The following is a 19,376-nucleotide window of genomic DNA, read 5'->3' on the forward strand; positions in this document are numbered from 1 at the left end:
TTCAAATGAATGACAGCTTGAAGCCGTTCTTCCTTATCGGCCGCATCCACTGCCGGGTCATAGTCTGCGTCACCAATATCCAGCTGATAACGCGCAAACGATTCAAGCATAAGAGTTTGCATTTGCTCTGCGGTAAGATCAGTATTTGTAATGATCTTCATAATTTCATTCGGTACTCCATGTCCCTCCGCTTCCCGTATCACGGCCTCCTGTTCAGCCGTGAATCCTGATGAAACACCCATTTCCTTTTCGTATTCCTCAATCTGCTCCATACTCATCCATTGCGGTTTTTCTCCCTCCGGAAAACTGTTCCAGATCGCTTTCATATACCAGATATGATCTCTTGCGTTTCCGGCCCACAGCTTCCGTTCATTCCGATACCCATATCCCAGATAATACTCACAATCCGACTGTAACCGCGACAGCAGCATATATCTGAACTGCGGTTCACTCTTTAAAATCTCATCCAATTCCTTTTTCCTATGCTGTTCCACGTCGGTCTCCGTGGTCTGTCCGTTATTTCGATCCGCCATTTTAGCTCCCTCCTTTTGGAATTATACAAAAGTCCCCAATGGGGACTTTGAGAAATTGTCAGCTTATAGCCGAGACGGAATATGTAATATCGTAAACAAAAGCCTTTGGCTCCGTCCAAGCGTTTCCATGCGCTATGATATAAGAAATATCTTGACCGCTTCCCTGCGGGAGCTCGTCCAGTGTCAGATTTTGTCCGGGTATATACCCAAGCATATTCCCTTCGGTCTGAAATAGGAATCCAAGCTCGTTTTCCGTTTCCGTCCTGCCTAAATTTTTCCATTCCTCCCGCGAATATTTGTTATATGCCGTCAGCGGAGCTCCATTTCTCCCGGATATATCCGCTACAGATAATTCCACATCACAGCCGCCATTGTTGGAAAATGAACCGACAGCCGCATCCGTATATCCCGCGCCATCTACATTCGGGTCGATCTCAAACATGACCTTTGTCGGTACAACGACGGAGATCACCGCATCAAGCGAGACCGTTACTTCATGGGATATAAACGTATGATTCCCGTCCGTTGCAACAAGCCGCACTTTCATCCCGTCAACGATATGCTCTGCATCAATATTCAATACCGCATTTTTATGCAGGCCGTCTATATCCTCTGTTTGCTCTGTAAATCCGGCTCGCCCGCCGGCGCTCTCCCATTGACCGCCGGGCAGCATCACCTCATAATGCGCCTGCACACTCGCCGAGCTGCTCCCCTCATCGCAGATATATGCTCCTGTAACAGAAACCGGCTTGCCATATTGGGCTTGTATCTCCTCCGGCATCTCCATTGTGACGTTCCCAAAATACCGTATCTCTGCGATCCCTCTGTCCGTCTGCCCGAACGTATCGACTGTTGTTCCCTTGTAGCAATATAGCGTCAGATCACCGTACATCGTTCCGATCCCTAAGATCGTAGTGATCGTGGGGTTTTTGGCATAGACGACCAAATCACCGCGCAGCTCATAATTGGAGCCAAACGTCTGTGTCATGTCGGTCACGCTTGCCGGGATCGGCGTCACCGCCGCCATATCTCCGCAGCTATTGAATGTGTAACTGAGATCGGTTACTCCATCCGGAATGACCGGAGAAGTGCGTATGCCACATTCCCGAAACGCGTCTCTCATATTTTTCAAAACGGTCGAGCGGATGACAGGCGGCTCTTGCAGGCGAATACAGCCATAGAAGCATCCTTCCATACTTTCTACGTTCTTGGGTATGTCCGGCGCGTCTACTAAATTCTTGCACAGAAAAAACGTATCTTCCATGACCGTTACTGTGTCCGGTATCTCCGGCACTTCCGTCAGCTGCTCACATTCCCCAAATGTATAGGACAGATCCACAGCGGCAGCCGGAAACTCCGGCGCTCTCGCCAAGCTGCTGCATCCATAGTATGTGTAGCTCAAATTCGTGATCGTCGATGGCAAACCATCGACCAGCGTCAACCCGGTGCATCCGTAAAACCAGAACGACGCATCCTCCCCGCACAGCGTGTCCGGAAGATAGACGCCCGTTATATTTCCCACACCTGTATTTCCGGCATTGATCTTATTTTCTGCGGAAAATGCCCCAGCATCTCTGCTTCCGGCTGCCATATCTATTACTGTATACGTGATCCCTGCTGTTCCAAGCGTATATTCGCCATACTCGTTTCCATAGGCTTCCCCTGTTCCGGTTACAGAAAGAGGGACGATCACATCTCCACCGGCTCCAATATATCCGGTCACTTTCGCGGTCTTTGCCGCATCGTCAAATTCCCAAACAAAATCCGTGGCCGGCGATCCATATTCAATCTGTAAGGTAACGATACTGCTGTATTCGCTTACGCTTCCGCCGTCCGTTGAATAAAGCCGGAACTGTTTTCCGTTGTCCGCCAATGTGACGTCAGGGATCGTCAGCGTAGCCGTTCCGATATGAGAGGATGTCGTATTGGACACGTTCGTATCTATATTCTCCCACACCCCGCCATTGTTTACCTGCCAAGTCGCAGCTACGGAGCTTGTCAGCCTATTCGTCTTATCTGAAATATACTGCGCCTGTACCGTCACGCTGTCACCTGCCGAGGCTTTTACCGCAGCCGGAGGATCAGTGTATATCTCGCCGAAATAAGTCCTGTCTGAAACGCCTGCGACCGCTTTATCCGCAGCTGAATCCTTATAGCAGTACAGGTTTATATCCGAGCACCCCGGAAAAGCGGATGACATATCCACGCTTTTACTGTATACGACAAGCTTTTTGAGGGATGTGCAGTTTTTAAAAGCGTTCGTTACAGTCGTCACGTTCGCTCCGAGTTCGGGTCCTGTGACGAGCTTAGTACAGTTCTCGAAAGCGGACGTGAGGTTTGTATAGCTGTCCGGGAAGTTGGTGACTTTAGTAAGGCTGGATTGCCGAGCCGCCGAAGCGGACGAATCACCCGCCTGAAAGAGATTGGTCGCGTCTGTTGAGATTATTGTTCCCTGCGCGGGAAACTGTACTCCCGTAATATTATTCGCATAGCAATTTCCCGCGTTCACGGGGCTGAGAGGCGAAAACGCGCCAAACTCCGTATAATATTCGCCGCTTGCATACATGCCATAGCCGCCGTGTATCTTAGTAACTTTATATGTTTTCCCACTTGTTCCAACGTAGCTTCCGCCGGGACTCGTTGTTCCTGACGCTATATAGTAGGGACCTTGCCCTCCGGCCAATGTCGTCGGTATTTTAATATCTCCTTTGGCCGTTCCAAGATTTACCCCCATGATCGCCGCGTTTCCCTCCGAGTCTATATCCCACCAGAAATTTTCCGGGACAAACCCATATATAGTCGCGGCGTGTGCCGTATTGATCGGGATAATGCCTATGATCGTGCAAAGAACAATGAAAAAAGTAATAAAAAGGCTTATTCTCCTCACGTTTCTTTTCTCTGTCATATCTTTTCCTCCAATGAAATGGGGGGCGCTGGCCGCGCCCCCCTGTTCAAACCGTCAGCTCATATTGTTTCATGATCGATACTATTTGATGCTTCTTTATTTGGACTGTTACTCGGCAACAGCAACGCCGTAAACGATGTCATAGGTGATCGTCGTTTCCGCTGTATTTCCCCATGCCATACCATATTTTGCTTTGAGCGATTCCGTTGCCGTGCTCTGCCCGGCAATGTCACCGAGAGCAAGCGCCGTGGAGGGAACAAACCACGCATCCGCGTTGTCTGCTGCAAGCCATTCGCCCGTAGTCGGCATCGTGAACCCAAACGCAATATTCGCGAGCGTCTGCGTTTTTGTCAGCTTCTGCCATTCCGCATCCTCAAACGCATCGTTCGCTACGACTGCCGGAGCGCTGTCCTGCGCACTGATCGAGTTTACAGAAAAAGTAAGCGGCGCGTTGCAGGTGTTCTGGAGATCGAACGCCGCAGACGTGAACGCTTTTGCGGGGTCGGTCGCGGTATTCGCTTCATAATTTGCCGCCTTATTCGGATCGATATCAAAGACTACCTTTGTGGGAACGACTGCCGAGATTTGGATCGGCTGGATCGTGCCCTCAATCGTTGCTCCGGTCGATACTGCCGACGTCTCTCCCTCTGTTCCCGTGACGTCCACCGCAAAAGCGGTCGTGGCAAATACCACGCAAAGAACGACTGTCAATACAATTCCTAATACTTTTTTCATATCTTTTCTCCTTTTCTTTTTGCTGACAGTTTTTATATATATAAAAAAGAACGCCGATGGCGTTCCTTCTTGCAGAATATTTTTATCCCTGTACCGTTAGGCTGATAAATGCTTGTGCCGTTCCGATATACTCCGGCTGTTCGTCAAGCGAATATGCATGAAATAGCGCGATCACCTGATAAGTTCCCGGTGGCAGCTCGCGGTCCAAATAATCATAGCCCGCAAGTCCCGTACCCGCAGCGTCTTTACATTCAATATGCGATCCCGGCGGCAGGAGTTTTTCTGTCGAATATATTTTTTCTCCAATATCTGCTTCGGCATTGAAATTGCTTTGCTCGCTTCCCTCCGCAAGCAAATATATTTCTACCAATAGGTTCTTATTGCTCCCTGTCGGATTTTCGATCAGCCAATTCACCGGCGCGTCCCCCGCTTCACAAAAAGCTGTCGCGTTGATATTAACGGGAACATTGGATCCGTTCATGATCGCTTTCATTTCCTCAATATCTACTTCATTTCGCGCCGTTAGATCCCCGTTGGCGCTCCAAAATCCAAACGGTTCTCCCGCTTCCACACAGCTGCAGCACCGGAGAAGCAGGAGCAGGAGGATCACCACGGCTGCGATCAGTACGCCGATCACTATTTTCTTTTTTTTGCTCATTTTAGTCTTTTCCATTTTTATCTCCTTTACAAATACAAAAAAGCAGCCATTATATATAGCCGCTTTTTCTGTTAGTATAAAGTTTTAAATTTAATTTATAATCCTGTCATTTCAATGATATACCAGTCAATTCTTCGATTCGAGGTTTTTTCCAATATTTATTCTCCCAATAAAAATACTGGTCTTTTCTCTTTTTAAAAATGCGGAACGGTTCATCTGAATTATCATAAATATGGCAAATATCACAGATATTTACCAGGGCCGGCACTAACTCCACCGCCCGATAATACCTTGAAATAATTTTTCCCCGCGGAACATCGTGGCCACCATCCGCGACCCGCGTTTGAACCCTTGTAACATTTATTTGTGGATCATGCGTTATAATATAAAATACCCGAATAAAATATCCCCGTTTCTTTGCTTTCTCCAAAAGTTTTAGGTTGCGGTCAGTAGAAAGAACTGTCTCAAATGTAAAACCTCTGTTTTGAGCCAACATTTCTTCTCTGAGTTTTTCTGCCTGCTGCGCCGCTTCTAAATCGGAGCATAGACTGATACGTTTGTTTCATCCGCGTTAATAAACGGTTCTATAATTTTTGCCAATTCAGAGATCGTGCTTTTTCCTGAGCCATTTGGCCCGGCAAACACAATAACTTCCGGGCGTTTAATCTGCGACATATTTTTTGCTCCCGTCAGGGTACTCTAAATAGGCTTTTCCATTTGCATCTAAACGTGCAATCGGTACGCCCTTTATTTTCTTTTTTTCATTTGCTAAACGTACTGCAGCACGGAACCGCTCTGTCACTTCATCGTCTGTCAATCCGCATGTTCTATCCGGATCATTATATTCCTGCATATTTGCCTCCATGGCTCCTCTTCCGCACAGTAATGTTTTCACTCTATTATACCAAATCCACTTTAGAAGTAAACATACATAGATGATGGGGGCTGTTATAGAAGCCCCCATCAGTATCCTCTTTCTCTATTCTTTATTCCGGCGATGTTTGCGTTCTATCTCTGCGATCCCCTGCATGATATAGAGAGCGCATGGAAGCGCGATACCATTCCCCCATAGTTTATATTTTGCCGAATCGCTGCCCGGAACGTCATCACACCACCAGTCCGGAAACCCTTGCAGGCGGCAGCATTCGAGCGGCGTCAGTCTGCGAACAGCATAGTTGCACATGACCGGATTCACGTAATTCAGAGAATATCCGCCGTTCCCTTTCGCCTGTAAGGTGCCGCTCACTTTGTTTTGCAGCCGAAAATTTCTGGCGTCTATACATATCACATGTCGGTCTGCGGTGTTCAATGTATAACAAACATTCTCTTTATACCCTGTTCCGTTACTTCCATTCTGTGCTTTTCGGTCGATCGTATTTCCCGCAATACAAACGCACATATCTGCTTCATTCCCCTGCCCGGCAGGACGGTTTAAACCTGCGCAGCTTGCACACAGCGTTCCAGTTACATCCGGATACACTGTTTTCCGGTTTGCACGAAAATGATCGATATTTTTGTCTCTGCAATTATGAATATTGAGCTCTATAATAAGATTACGGCTGCCTCCCCCATAGCTTCCGCCATGCGCCATTAAGCTAGCCCCTATATTCGATCTCACAATCTCGGTATAATCTTTTTGCCTATAACAGATGACCGGAACCTGATTGGAGCCGCTTGCAGCACCGCGCAGCGTTGGCGTTTGCTCATTCCTATAACCGATGCTTCCGGCTTTCGCGCTGTTCCCGGCTGAAAATCCTGCGCTAAGTACCGCATTTGGCATATTGGCTTCCAATACGGGCACTTGCTCATCAGAATAGGATATTTCCGCTTTTGCGCTTTTGTACCAATGAAAACCTGCCGTAAATAAAGTTTGGTCATTATTGCAGGACAAAGCAGCGCTCTTTTCGTACTGGATCAGCGGGCCTTTTCCGCCTCCGCTTTTTCCTCCGCGTATCTTAAGCGTAAGGCTTGAAAATAAAGTGCGGTCGCCAAGAGCTGCGGCAATGGTTTCCCACGTTTTTCCGCCCGGCGCAGAATCCCCAAACAGGCCCGCTCGCTCAAAAAGTATCTTTCCGGCACATTGTCCTGTAAGATCTGCGACAAGAAAGATCCTACGACGTCTTTGGGGAACTCCCCAAAATTGGGCGTCAAAGGTACGGTAGGCGATACTAAAGCTGTCTGCCACGATCTCTCCGGCCCCATTCCATTTTTTCTCAGATCGAGGAACTGATACTTTGGGATCGGCAATTTTTGCGACCGATTCGAGGACAGCCCGGAAATCCTCTCCTTTGTTGCTGCTGAACGCTCCGGGCACATTCTCCCACAATATATATCTTGGATATTTTTCATTCGTCGCGCACCTCATTTCTTTTACGATCCGGATGGCCTCCATAAAAAGGCCCGATCTTTCTCCCTTTAATCCTGCCCTTTTACCCGCAACACTCAAGTCCTGGCAAGGGCTTCCGAATGTGATAATATCCACGGGATTTATCGCTGCTCCGTTGATCCCGCGGATATCCCCTAAATGCTTCATATTGGGGAAACGTTTTGATGTGACGGCAATGGGGAATTTCTCGATCTCGCTCGCCCATACGGGGATCATCCCGCATAAAACTCCCGCGAGGGGAAATCCCCCCGATCCGTCAAACAAGCTTCCTAATCTCATGTGTTACCTCCTTTTCGGAGGCGGTCAACCTTTAAAACGTTACCCCCACATGAATTTAGTTATATATCATCGGCAATGATTAGATTTTGCCGGATATATCATGCGTTATCATTTTTTATTGATTCGATGCTGCAAGTGTATCCCCGGCTGTGAAATGCCTTGATGTGTCTTTCCGCAATGCTCTGACCAGCTATGTCATCCCCATAGCAGAATATGATCGTTGTGATCTCGGGATGGCTCTTTGTATAGTAATAGACCGGCTCGATGTAAAATCCTCCTACTGCAAGATGATGTTTTGCCGTCCATGATGAACCGGCCGCCTTTTCCCTTGTCATTTTCAACATTGCAGCAATCGGATACTCATACACCTGAAGCAGTTCGCTCGGTTCTCCGGCAGGGATCGGCCACGAAACAAATTTATGACTTCCCGGCAGTTCGATCCCGGCCATTTTCTTGTTTTCCGTCCAGTACAGCATCCCATATTTGGGAGCATCGTCATCATACCCTACAAATATACAGTTTCCCTGTACGTCCTCATATAAATAGCCTTGATCCGCCAAATATTTTATGACTGTTCCATCTATTCCATGCTCCTTTAAAAATACAGTTGCTTGATTGCAGTCCTTATTTTTATCCGGCAGCGCCAGCATCTTCGGCCTTCTGGTATGTCTTTCCACTTCCTTGCGTGAAATATTTTCCATTTCCCCCGCAAGCTCCGTATAATTCCGCAGGCCGATAGGCGGCTGCGATAAATGACTCAATTTTTCCCGTATGCTTGTTTTCTCCTCCATGCATAAACACCTCATCTTTCTAAAATATCCAATGCTTCATAACCTCTTTCTTTCCATTTTTCCATAGAACCGATCACCATCGCTTCTTCCTGCTCCCTGCTGATACCGCGTGCTTCATTGCAATAATTCGCAGTTCTGCGATTTAACTCACGGTCGTTTGTAGACCACTGACAACTGCAATATCCGCTTTCTCCGCGCTTGATACAAATCAATTCTCCCGAGCCCGGCAGGACAGTAAAACAAAGCTCAGGAAGAGTTTCGGCCGGATGACCTATCATATATGCGATACGCATGGGCTTTGCTACCTTTTCAATATCCGGCGTATATCCAACGATATCGATATTATTCACTGAATGGTATGGTTGGCAGCGGACATACGCAATGCAGGCTCCGGTGTCGATCTTAAAGCAGAATAGGTTATCTTCTAAATATATGCCGGGATGCCGCGCTGCATGATCCCACAGCGCCCACGTACCTTTCAGCATAGGCATATTTATTATACTATTGATTATCTCGTTCTCTTTGCCGTCCCGCACGATGCAGTGATCTTTCACTCTTGTAAAGAGCACCTCCGTTTTTTTCTCTGCTCCATGTCCTACCGCTTCAAAGATATAATATTCTGATGCTCTCGTTATTACTTGTGGATACGTTAGATCTACTTCGCCCATCAAAGGTATTATGTTCAGATTCAAACCGATCTCCTTTCCTGTATCAAAAAAAAACTGCCTGCAGCAGCCCCGCTTTTATATCTATTTAAAAAGCGTACACCGCTATATTCTTTCAAATATTCGGTCCTGCGCTAATTCTATATATTCCGGATTCAGCTCATATCCGATATAATGCCGCCCATTTTTCTTGGCCACTTCCCCCGTTGTCCCAGTTCCTATGAATGGATCGAGTACGATCCCTCCTGTCGGAGTGCCCGCTATAATACAAGGCTCGATCAATTTAGGAGGGAATGTCGCAAAATGCGCTTTTTTATATCCAACTGTCGCAACGGTCCATACGCTCCTTTTATTGCGCAAACCCGACTCATTCGGTACGTTCCCATGGCTGTTTCGTGCCGCAGGAGTGCTGTTATGAAAACTCTTTGCGCCAGTATATGCTCCTCCGCCTCGAAATGTCCGTGAACTGCCCTTTCCAATAACCGCTTTCATTGGTCCGTTCTTTTTTCCCGGCACTCTTACCGATCCTCTCTGACGAGCAATGTCCTGCGCAAGTCTCGCGGCACTGCTTGCTGCTATCGGCTCTTTGACCGCATCCGCATTAAAATAGTATTTGCGCGACTTGGAAAATAAGAATATATATTCGTGGCTTTTTGTGCACCGGTCCCGTACACTTTCCGGCATCGGATTGGGTTTCGCCCATATAATATCCTGACGCAGATACCATCCGTCATCCCGCAAAGCGAATGCCAGCATCCACGGGATCCCGATCATGTCTTTTGGCTTGACCGTTCCTCTGACGGTTCTGAGCCTTGTCACAGTGCTTCCGGGATCTGGAATATATGTTTCTTTTGACTTACTCTTATTCTTCCATGCTCCTTTTCCACTTCCTGCATAGCTGTCCGCTATGACGATCCAAAGTGTTCCCGTATCGCATAAAACACGTTTTACTTCACGGAATACTTCCGTTAATTTCTTTATATATTTTTCCGGCGTATTTTCAATCCCGATCTGGCCTTTCATACCGTAATCCCGCAGTCCATAATATGGCGGAGATGTTACACAGCATTGTATTGACCGATCCGGTAATTCTTCAAGCCCCTTGCTCACATCTTTTTGATAAATAACATCAAGCTTCATTTTCCCTCCTGATTGCTTAGATAACGCTGCTGCTCCGCAACACACGGCAACACCCTTATATTCTGTTTTTCCACATGAAAAACGGCTTGCTGTCAGCAAGCCGTTCTTGACATTCATTAAACCGCACAATACAATAAACATAGGGAATTTCCCTGAAAATATGAAAACGCAGCAGGTCCGGGGTGGTGACGCACCCCGGAACCCTGTATCAGGTGCCGCAACACCCTCTACAATCCCTCTGGGGAGACACTGCGTTCAAATATCATTATACAATCCATCGGATTGTGTTTCAATGTAATTTTGATGCGCGAGGGTTTTGGTTTATATGCCAAGCACACTTCGCGCGTTTTTATATCCACGGGGAATTCCCAACCATTTCCAAAGGTGGTTGGGAACGTGGAAACTTTAAATTATTACTTGTTTCAAGACCGCGTGCTGCGAAAACAGACTCCCTCAACAATCGATGATATTTTTTCCTTTATCCAATTCTATGCTGTCCGGATGGGGGAAAAAAGTCATCTGCTCTACGAATATGTAGATGAACTGTTTCGCGCAGGCAACGCTACTTTTCTCTCCGACGCTGTTAATTCCGGTTTCAGCGCGGGCAGATATCTTCATTTTTTATGTGAAGAGATTGTTGAAAACACAATGTCCCCTGCCTCTTCCGATCTATATTATAAGACGCAGAATTTTGAACCTGTTTACAACTCTTTTCAAAACAAAAAAACACGGATCGCCCTTTGTTACGTGATGTTGAACTCAACCTATTATCCGACCGCGCTCAAAAATTTTCAAGATGAGCAACGCCTAAAGATGAGTGAATTGGCTGATCTGGAAAAGCTCGCCGATCTCTACCAGCAAATACGCGGCGTCGTTGGAGAAGAACCGATTTCGTATCTCACGAGTAACTTAAAAGGCCATTTGTTTTTCATACCATTATGCAAAGGCTTCCGGCAAGGATACCAGAACAGCTTTATGCTGACTTTAGGACAAATCGATCCTGAAACGGAAAAAACCATTGCCCAGTTATGGCTTGAATCCTTATGACAGTTCGGCAGTCACCACATATTTTTGAGGTGCGTTGCCGGAATAATAAAACGGATAACAGGTCACCAATACCAATTTGCTGCTGTCCGCGGCATAAAACCGCAAAGCCGAATCGCTCTCCAATATTTGTATATCCGTTACTTCATAGGCATACCGTGTATCCTTACTTTCAAAAATCAGCTTTTCCCCTATTTCTATGTTTTCCAATATTCGAAACTGTGTATTTCTGTGTCCCATCAGCACACATGATCCCCGTTCCGGCGGAAGCGCTGAGCCCGGAAGCCATCCGATGCTTTCTTTCAATGTATGGGATTCAACATCGTTCCTTACCTCAAATCCTTGTTCCCGAATATATATTGTTCCGATGATTTCTTCCTTTTGTTCTTTCTGTTTTCTGCTTCGGTTTGTATTTGTATCTTCCTGTATTTCCGCGACCTCACTGGAGGATAAGACCGCTCCCTCCCTTCGCTCCTCTATGGTAAAAAGCGTCAAAAGCGGTATATCTGTTTCGCGGCTTTTCTGCGTACAGAACGGCGCTGTAAACAACCAGACGGTAAACATCCCGATCCCTACGGCAGCAATCGCTTTCCAAACTCTTTTCATACTATTTTTTCATGCATAAGGGAAGGCGGATGATTCCGCCATTCCCTATGCTTCCTTATCCTCCTTTTGCTTTTTTCTATGCCGGATAATAATCAAAATCGGGATCCCTGCTCCTATACCGATCAGTAACGCAGCAATCAGCCTGTTATATTTGTCCGTATCTAATCCTAACTTTACCCACGGAGAATTTTGAATGGCGATCTCTAATGGAGTCTTGTACGTATCCTTTTCCGTAACAGTAAATGCTGTCGGCGCTGCCGGGAAATATCCCTCCGGTATAATCGCTTCCTCTAACCAGTATTCTGCATTAGGTAGTTCTAATATCAAAAGTTTTCCATTTTCATCGGTCATCAAAGTCGTTTCCTTCCCGTTGGGATCATAGCGGTAGACTCCTTCATCCGCCTTTGTAAACGGCAGAATACTCTGCAGGAAACCTGCCTTTTTCACCGCAAATCCAGCTCCTGCAAGAGGCTCTCCCCTTTCATTTATTTTGCTCACCCTCACGCCTGTTGGCTGATTCTCTATCCGGTATTCAAAGGACTGATGTTCCGCGTCGAGGATAAAATGGTATTCTTCACCCGACAGGACAAATCCCTCCTTTGTTTCTTTTTCACGCAGGATGAATTCTTCTTTGAAAGGCAGCCACCCGCTTTCTCCACGTCCGTTTTGATCGGTCTCAAAAACGCTTACCGTATTTCCTTCACTATCTGCTACTTCAAATACGATTCCATCCAGCTTCCGTTTCGTATCCGATGCATCTGTTTTTATAACGGAAATCTTTCCACGTAGCATCTTATTCAAAACAGGCTCTGTGACAAGAGAATTATCTGTAAAATCTGCATCCTCCTGATTAGAGGCTGTGACGTCAACCGGAAATGCAGTGTCTGTAAGTTCATATTGCTCCGTTGGCGCTTTCAATTCTTTCAAATAATAATTTGCCAGTGGGATATCTACGTTTGTTTCCGCGAATCCGTTCTCGTCTGTCTCAAGGATGTCTACAAGCCCATCTGCCGGTATGATCTCCTTGATATCTTCCGCAGCATATAATCCGAATACAAACCCGGATCCTGCCCCTGTGTAGAACATGCCGCCGCTGAAATGTTCCGCGCGTTTTTGGAGCTGCACATGACCTTTTTGCCGTTGATTTTCAAGCGATACCGTCTCGGTTACAATGGGGGTGATCTGATCCGCATAGGATAGTGTCACTTCGTGCGGTGTGCGGTCGAGTATAAAGTCTCCCTCAACGCTTTCCTCGATAACGGTATATTTCCCAAGGGGTAATTCCTTACTTTCCCCATGACCGCCGGTAACAGAGATCTCGTCTGCCTTTTGTCCCTGTTCATAATACACGGTCCCGTCCGGCGCTCCTATATTCTCCGCGGCATATACACTGAATACGGCATTTAAACCCTCCTTTTCATATATAGGGAGATAGCGCGTTCCATACTCTGTTTCCTCTGTCTCTGCTCCTGTCAGCGCTTCTCCACATTTTTCAATAACGATTTTCCCTTTAGCAGCCGTATTAGGAAACTCTACTGTAATGACGCGCCCAACCGCTTCATTCTCCGATACATGAAATGGAAGCGGCGTACCATTCAGCAAATATGGCGCGCCTGCTGCTGTCTCATACAAGGTATAATCTCCTTCTGCAAGTGTGCCCGGCAGATATAGAGTGCCGGACCCATCCGTGGTGAATTCAGAGATCGTATGTGGTTGCGGATAAAGCACTTCAAAGCTCACTTCGTTTCCCTGACTGTCCTCAATACGGAATGTATTTCCGGCAACCGGTGTTCGCTTTCCTGTCTCAGCATCTGTCTTAATGATCTGCAGCATCAGCTCGACAGCTTTATTTTCCAAGATATATGAATAAGTCTTTTCATTTTCAGATACAAATACGTCAAACGGCTCAACTTTCAAATATCCTTCATTTGCGTCGCCGCTTTTTTCCGAAACGGTATAGGTCCCATAAGGCAAAGCCGGGGAGGTCGCTTTCCCATTCTCATCTGTCTCCATCACGGCCGTTAATTCTCCGGTAGATTTCAGTCTGATCTCAAACTCTACACCGGCGAGCGGCGGCTTGATATCCGGATCGGGATCGGAGCCGCCCGCAAGCTCGTGTTCTCCAAATTTTACAATACTGATATATCCCTTTTTTACAGTATTCCGAACAGCCGTATCTTTCACTTCGACGGTCATATCCGCTTCCGTCAGCTCCACCGTTACAGGATCCGGGTTCAGCAAGTACCCTTCCGGAACAGGTTCTTTTTCGTAAATAAAATACGTCCCGAGGGGCAGTTCCTTAGACGTCACGGTTTGCGTCCCCTTTGCGGAAAGTGTATCCACCACCGTTCCATTGTTATCTTGGATCTCATAATGCGCGTTATATAGCGTAGCGTCTCCCTGCGGCTCATTCCCTGTTTCAGCATCCTGTTTTGTGATCCTGATCCTTGCAAATGCCGGAGTCGTGAATTGGAGGTTTCCTTTTCCGGCCGGATGATAGCCTCCGCTGCTGATCGAGATGAGATCCTGAGTATCCGGATCATCTGTTACATACAGAAAAATATTCGGCGTCACTCGATTGTCTGCCCCATTAGCCGTTATACTGAAGCTCTTATTTCCATTTCCGGAGGCCGGGATCTTAAAAGTGAGCAGATCCCCATCTGCTCCGGTAAATCCTTCCACAGTCGTCCCTGCCGGTAACGCGCTTCGGTCAAGTGTATAGCCGCCGCTGCAATTTTCAAGTATGACTTTTGTCTGTCCGGTAAAATATCCGCCCTCATACTTCATTTCCATAGACGCGGGCGAGAAGTTTACCCGATGCATCATAGGCTGCATACCACGCGCGTATTCGAGAAGTGTATCAGCCCAAGCAAGGACATGTTCGTGTCCGCTGACCGCGCGCAGATTATTGGGATTATCCCGCCTGTTCGTAAATCCCCAGAAATTCGGATCACCCTGCTCTGTCAGCCAAAAGCGGATCGCATTGGCGGTCGCATATCGTGCTTCATCGTCTGTTAGGTTATCTGATTTATTGCATGGATATCCATATTCCAGTATGATCTGGAGGCCTACCAGCGTGCGGGTATCATACCAATCCGAAAGCTCTGCTTCTTCATAAGGGATCCAACTGTGCGGGGAACTCATTTTATGCTGCAGGCAATATGCTATCTCACCTGTTTCTACGATATAATGGCGCGGAGTTTTGAGTTTTTCCCACTGTCCACTGCTGTTCAAATATTCAAAATATCTCGGCGTAGCGTCATCCGGATCGGATTCTATTGTAACCCGGTCCATTGCCGATGCGGTAAGCGGCATACAAAACGAGGCGGCAATCACTACCGCCAATAACAACGCATAGATTCTTTTTTGCTTCACAATGTTCTCCTCCTCACATTATATGATTTTATCCTGCCAAAGGCTTAAAGCTCCATCTCTTCCATATTCTGCACGGGACTATTCTCAAAATGCCACCCGTATACTTTCCCGATCTCATCTCCTAACCGTCTTGTATACCATACTGTTTCCTTCGTATGGTCTTTTCCGCGTAATATTTTCTGTTGCAACTCGTAAATCTGTTCTTCTGTAATATTTTCCGCTAAAGCGCGGTATAAGTAATGATTCGTACCGTCATGGTGATGGGCGTCGCAGCGGAGATCTCCTTCTTCGTCCACATACCATGTATTCATATCACAGTCTGAATACAGGCAGTCCCAGATATTCCCGCTTTCGATCATCATGTATCCCTCGCGCCGCCCGTACCAAAGCCCAAGATCTCCAAACGCAATGATGGGCTGTTTCATCTGTATATTCAGATCAATGCGCGCATCTTCAAGATACCCGTTATTGATCTCATACATTCTAATGATGCGTTCTTCATCGGTCATGTCCGGATATTCCGCTTCCAAGTCCGACTTCCAGTCCGCTTCATAGTCCAGAGCATAGTCGCTCCAGATGATATGGCGCAGCTCCTGCTCACCCGGTATATTCTTATATTGTTCCATTGATTTCCCCTTTCTTTTCAAAAGAAAAACGCCTGCAGTGCAGACGTTTTTCCCAACTATTTATATCTTATCCGGCTTCCACGATCGTATATCTCGTTCCGTTGTACTTGACAGAAGCAACATATAATGTACTGTAGTTTCCCTGTCCGATCTCCGAAGCATGTGTTGCTGAAAAAATCCCCATCGTTTTTCCTCCGTCATTTGATCTCGATACCGACCGACGGCTGCTTGCTCCCCATATACTTCCCGCGCGTGCCATTTCTTCCACCTCTTCTTCCAGTCCTCCGCTTCCGCCGTAGGAAAGGGCAGGCAGACCATACAACGCCCTTACTTCATTTACTCCCTCGCAAACCGCATTGCCATAGGAGTTGCCTGCCCATTCAAATACCGGTTCCGGTTCAGGTGTTGGAGTTGGCGTCGGAGTAGGTTCAGGCACTGGCTCTGATACGCTTGTCGCTTCCGGTGATTCCGTCGATATAGGCGCATTTGGTTTCTGGATTGCCTCATTATCTTTTGCCGGACTGCTTGCGTGGCCTCCTCCCGTCTTGTTGGTATCCGGCTTTTTTTCTCTGCTGTTCGTTTTGGAAGAAGCTGTGGCTGGCGCGACTTCCTTACTGTCTTTTTGCTCTGTATCTACTATTGTGGCAGCACTCGCCTGCGGCGTTTGCGCTGCTGCTTCGGACGGTTGCATACTTTCTTCCGCTTGCACAGCCGTCAATGTTGCAGTTGCTTCCCTTTCTCCATTTTGTGGTCCGCAGGCTGTAAGGATTGCAAAAGATCCGGCTGCCAGGATGAGAACTGCCGCTCGTTTGAAATGATTCTTTTTCATCAGATTTTCCTCCTTGAGTTTGATACTCAAATCGTAAGGCCGCCGCATCCGGTTTGTCCAATTTTGAGCATCATTTTTATAGTACAAGCTGTGTAAGAAGAAGAAAGCTTGTTAGAACGGCCATTGCAATTCCTGCATTCCTGTTCCGCTTATTTCCCGTTTTCCAATATCTATTAAATAGCAAAGCAGAAAAAATTCCTCCCAATAGAAGCATAATGCTTGAAACAAACATCAAAATCCCTCCCCAATATGAATACAACCGATCTAAAATAAAAAACACATGATTTCTCATGTGCTTTTGGCATGAATATATATACTACTTGCTACTTGATTTTCTTATAGATATCTCTTTCCAAGCATCCAGAGATATTGATCTATTTCTTTATAAGTATACTTCATAAGTCCAAAACGTTCTTTGAATCGATCAATAATACTTTTAAATTTACTATATTCCCCTTTTAAGACCTTTCTTTGGAAGCTTTTCTGTGATTGCTCATCTTTAAGCTCGTCTTTAAAATACCATAAAGCACTATCCACATTGTTGTCGTAAATCGGATAGGCCGATGGATTATGAAAATGGCAATACTTGGTCGCAAACGAGTATAGTGTTCTTGGCTTTCCATTTCCGAAGGGTACCTTCTTTATTGTATCAATCGCTTCTGTCTTACCCTCTACAAGTAAATCATCCAAGTTCTGTTGATTACAGATATGTTCTGCTACTCGAGAAACTGCGTAAATTTGTGTCGTATATAAAGCGTTCAAGACGATTACCTTTATTTTAACAGTCGCTACATCTTTATTGCCTTTATTCTCTGAAAAGATTTTTTCCAATATTCGATCACCTAACTCATACTCCCTATGCTGCTTCCATTGTTCTAAATATTTTTCTACTTCAGCTTCACATGGAATAGGTATATCAAAAACTTTTTTCATATCAACCATTCTCCCTTTTATTATCTTTCAATGCATTAGCTCAAACCCTTTAATATTTACTGTAGCATATCGCACATTTGTATCAAAAACAAATATATTTTCCCATTTTGCATTTTCTACTTTATGAGCTTAAAGCCATCTCTTTCATGTTCACGCTTCCAGTTCTCCAGCAGCTGTATAATGATCTCCTGCATTTGTTTTGGAGTATAGTCCTTGGGAAAATATTTTTGCAGTATCGTTCCCCTAAGTGTCACCTTCATATCCAATGGCTGTTCCGCCCGCATGATAGCTTCGATCCCTTCCTCTGTTAAAATTCCTTCCTTGCTCATTACTTTCATAAGCCCCGCTTGTTTCCCGGATATTTTTCCATATTTTTCTACGGCGCAGCCTGCCCATATCTGTTCTTTATTTTTTAGATAGGATAAATCCACAGCAGGGATAAAATCCAGTTCTTTATTATCTACCATATCTAATAAAGGCTGTATCAAATATGTGAGGCGGATATATCGCTCAACCTGTTTATAGCTATCACCACCTGTTTCCCCTATAATCTCAGTTGTTCTTTTTCCTAAATGTGGGACATCTTGTCCCACATTTTTCTCTGGTCTCCCCAATTTTCTTATAACCGCTTCTGTTTTCATACGGTATGCAAAAGCCTTTTCGCTTGGCAGGATATGAACGCGCTGTCCGAGATTCGTGTCCACCATGATGATCGTCGCTTCATCGTCGTCCATAGACGTAACAATGGCAGGAGCTGTTTCCAGTCCTGCCATGATCGCCGCTTGCAGCCGCCGGTGCCCGGCTATCGTTTCCACTCCGTCCTTTCCGTCACGCGGCCTTGCTAATATAGGTATCTGTATCCCGATCCGTTTTACGCTTTCTATCAGTTCCAGCATCTCCGCGTCATCCCGTATTTTGAACGGATGATTTTTAAATGGATAAAATTCATCGATTGGCAGCTCTCTGATCTCTCTTGTCTCGTTTCCTTCTTGCGGGAGTGATGGAAACCAATCGTCCGAACCGATCTTCACTTTCTTTTTTTCGCCGCTCATTGTTTATGACCTCCTTTGCCAGCTTTATGTATTCCTCCTGCGCCCGAATGACCGTCTTTCCTCTCGGCTTATACCGGAAAATACTGCTCCCCATACGCCCACACTCCTTCAATTTCACAGTATAAGGAATATAGGCCTGAAAGATCCTCTCTCTTTTTCCCAATGTCTCAACGATGCCTTCCTGCTCCCGTCTTGTATACTTCGCTCGTTCATTCATCATTGTGACAAGTATGCCATCAACTGTGAGCGCTGGATTGATCCCGCTCCTCCGTATTTTCCGGATGGTTTCCCTGATCTCGGCGATTCCTTCCACACTATACATCTCAGGCTGCGTCGGTATAATGACTCCATTTGCCGCTGCCAATACATTGATGGTAAGGATGTTAAGAGATGGCTGGCTGTCGATCAGGATATATTCATATTCATGCCGTATCATATCCACATACCTATTCAAAAGCTGCTCCCGCCCAAATTCGTTAATCAGGCCGGCCTCAAATCCGGCAAGCTCCCTGCTTGCTGGCAGAAGCTCCATTCCCTCAGTATGTTGTAAGATGCCATCATGTGGTTCGAGTTTATCTCCGTTTACGAGATCTTCGATGACGTCTTTTACTGTCCGTCTCAGCTCATTTACATTATTCCATCCTAAGCCTTTGGTAAGATTGCTCTGTGGGTCAAAATCTATGAGCAATACCTTTTTCCCCTCATACGCGAGTGCCGCTCCTAAATTGATCGTTGTAGTTGTTTTTCCGACCCCGCCTTTTTGATTTGCGATCGCTATGACACGTGACATCTTCATGTCCTCCCTTTGTTTTGATACTT

At 46.2% G+C, this 19,376-nt stretch carries 16 protein-coding genes and 2 pseudogenes; 1 reads left to right on the forward strand and 17 read right to left on the reverse strand.

Annotated elements, in window-relative coordinates; translation table 11 throughout:
* Nucleotides 1-230: 230 nt before the first annotated feature.
* The 10 genes and pseudogenes from H8S18_RS15070 to H8S18_RS07515 form a co-directional block, all read right to left on the reverse strand.
* Nucleotides 231-431 (reverse strand): annotated as a pseudogene (locus H8S18_RS15070) (LPD11 domain-containing protein); the annotation flags it as partial.
* Nucleotides 432-591: 160 nt separating this feature from the next.
* On the reverse strand, nucleotides 592-3,438 hold the full coding sequence (locus H8S18_RS07475) for a leucine-rich repeat protein (protein ID WP_186857676.1): 2,847 nt from the start codon (nucleotides 3,436-3,438) through the stop codon (nucleotides 592-594).
* Between the two features lie 108 nt (nucleotides 3,439-3,546).
* A complete protein-coding gene (locus H8S18_RS07480) occupies nucleotides 3,547-4,173 on the reverse strand; it encodes a hypothetical protein (RefSeq protein ID WP_186857677.1) in 627 nt (208 codons plus the stop codon).
* A gap of 82 nt (nucleotides 4,174-4,255) precedes the next feature.
* Nucleotides 4,256-4,846, reverse strand: coding sequence for a hypothetical protein (locus tag H8S18_RS07485; RefSeq protein WP_186857678.1), 591 nt, complete (start codon nucleotides 4,844-4,846; stop codon nucleotides 4,256-4,258).
* Between the two features lie 91 nt (nucleotides 4,847-4,937).
* Nucleotides 4,938-5,506: pseudogene (locus tag H8S18_RS07490) on the reverse strand (zeta toxin family protein).
* Nucleotides 5,493-5,684 (reverse strand): hypothetical protein, encoded by a 192-nt coding sequence (locus H8S18_RS07495; RefSeq protein ID WP_186857679.1) that lies wholly within the window; start codon nucleotides 5,682-5,684, stop codon nucleotides 5,493-5,495. Before H8S18_RS07495 ends, H8S18_RS07490 begins: the two are co-directional and overlap by 14 nt.
* 126 nt (nucleotides 5,685-5,810) lie before the next feature.
* Nucleotides 5,811-7,496, reverse strand: a complete 1,686-nt coding sequence (locus H8S18_RS07500; protein WP_186857680.1) for a DNA cytosine methyltransferase — start codon at nucleotides 7,494-7,496, stop codon at nucleotides 5,811-5,813.
* A gap of 98 nt (nucleotides 7,497-7,594) precedes the next feature.
* Nucleotides 7,595-8,287 (reverse strand): DUF3991 domain-containing protein, encoded by a 693-nt coding sequence (locus tag H8S18_RS07505; RefSeq protein WP_186857681.1) that lies wholly within the window; start codon nucleotides 8,285-8,287, stop codon nucleotides 7,595-7,597.
* 11 nt (nucleotides 8,288-8,298) lie between these two features.
* Nucleotides 8,299-8,979, reverse strand: coding sequence for a hypothetical protein (locus tag H8S18_RS07510; protein ID WP_186857682.1), 681 nt, complete (start codon nucleotides 8,977-8,979; stop codon nucleotides 8,299-8,301).
* Between the two features lie 78 nt (nucleotides 8,980-9,057).
* The gene (locus H8S18_RS07515) at nucleotides 9,058-10,092 is read right to left on the reverse strand and encodes a DNA-methyltransferase (RefSeq protein WP_186857683.1); all 1,035 of its coding nucleotides are present in this window, start codon (nucleotides 10,090-10,092) and stop codon (nucleotides 9,058-9,060) included.
* A 396-nt stretch (nucleotides 10,093-10,488) separates the two neighbouring features.
* Between H8S18_RS07515 and H8S18_RS07520 the strand changes: the two genes are divergently transcribed.
* On the forward strand, nucleotides 10,489-11,139 hold the full coding sequence (locus tag H8S18_RS07520) for a hypothetical protein (RefSeq protein WP_186857684.1): 651 nt from the start codon (nucleotides 10,489-10,491) through the stop codon (nucleotides 11,137-11,139).
* On the opposite strand, the gene H8S18_RS07525 is transcribed toward H8S18_RS07520, so the two are convergent.
* From H8S18_RS07525 to H8S18_RS07555, 7 genes are all read right to left on the reverse strand, one after another.
* Entirely contained in the window at nucleotides 11,134-11,742 is a 609-nt protein-coding gene (locus H8S18_RS07525; RefSeq protein ID WP_186857685.1) for a class D sortase, read from the reverse strand. The two genes, H8S18_RS07520 and H8S18_RS07525, sit on opposite strands and share 6 nt — an antisense overlap.
* 45 nt (nucleotides 11,743-11,787) lie before the next feature.
* On the reverse strand, nucleotides 11,788-15,117 hold the full coding sequence (locus H8S18_RS07530; protein WP_186857686.1) for a SpaA isopeptide-forming pilin-related protein: 3,330 nt from the start codon (nucleotides 15,115-15,117) through the stop codon (nucleotides 11,788-11,790).
* A gap of 44 nt (nucleotides 15,118-15,161) precedes the next feature.
* On the reverse strand, nucleotides 15,162-15,743 hold the full coding sequence (locus tag H8S18_RS07535) for a hypothetical protein (protein ID WP_186857687.1): 582 nt from the start codon (nucleotides 15,741-15,743) through the stop codon (nucleotides 15,162-15,164).
* Between the two features lie 67 nt (nucleotides 15,744-15,810).
* Nucleotides 15,811-16,572 carry a hypothetical protein gene (locus H8S18_RS07540; RefSeq protein ID WP_186857688.1) on the reverse strand — a complete coding sequence of 254 codons (762 nt, stop codon included), beginning with the start codon at nucleotides 16,570-16,572 and terminating at the stop codon, nucleotides 15,811-15,813.
* A 336-nt stretch (nucleotides 16,573-16,908) separates the two neighbouring features.
* On the reverse strand, nucleotides 16,909-17,505 hold the full coding sequence (locus H8S18_RS07545) for a hypothetical protein (RefSeq protein WP_186857689.1): 597 nt from the start codon (nucleotides 17,503-17,505) through the stop codon (nucleotides 16,909-16,911).
* Nucleotides 17,506-17,621: 116 nt separating this feature from the next.
* On the reverse strand, nucleotides 17,622-18,557 hold the full coding sequence (locus H8S18_RS07550; RefSeq protein ID WP_186857690.1) for a ParB/RepB/Spo0J family partition protein: 936 nt from the start codon (nucleotides 18,555-18,557) through the stop codon (nucleotides 17,622-17,624).
* The gene (locus H8S18_RS07555; protein ID WP_186857691.1) at nucleotides 18,451-19,347 is read right to left on the reverse strand and encodes a ParA family protein; all 897 of its coding nucleotides are present in this window, start codon (nucleotides 19,345-19,347) and stop codon (nucleotides 18,451-18,453) included. The genes H8S18_RS07550 and H8S18_RS07555 overlap by 107 nt, the downstream gene beginning before the upstream one ends.
* Nucleotides 19,348-19,376: the final 29 nt, after the last annotated feature.

Source organism: Christensenella tenuis (genome assembly GCF_014287795.1).
Lineage (GTDB): Bacteria > Bacillota > Clostridia > Christensenellales > Christensenellaceae > Christensenella > Christensenella tenuis.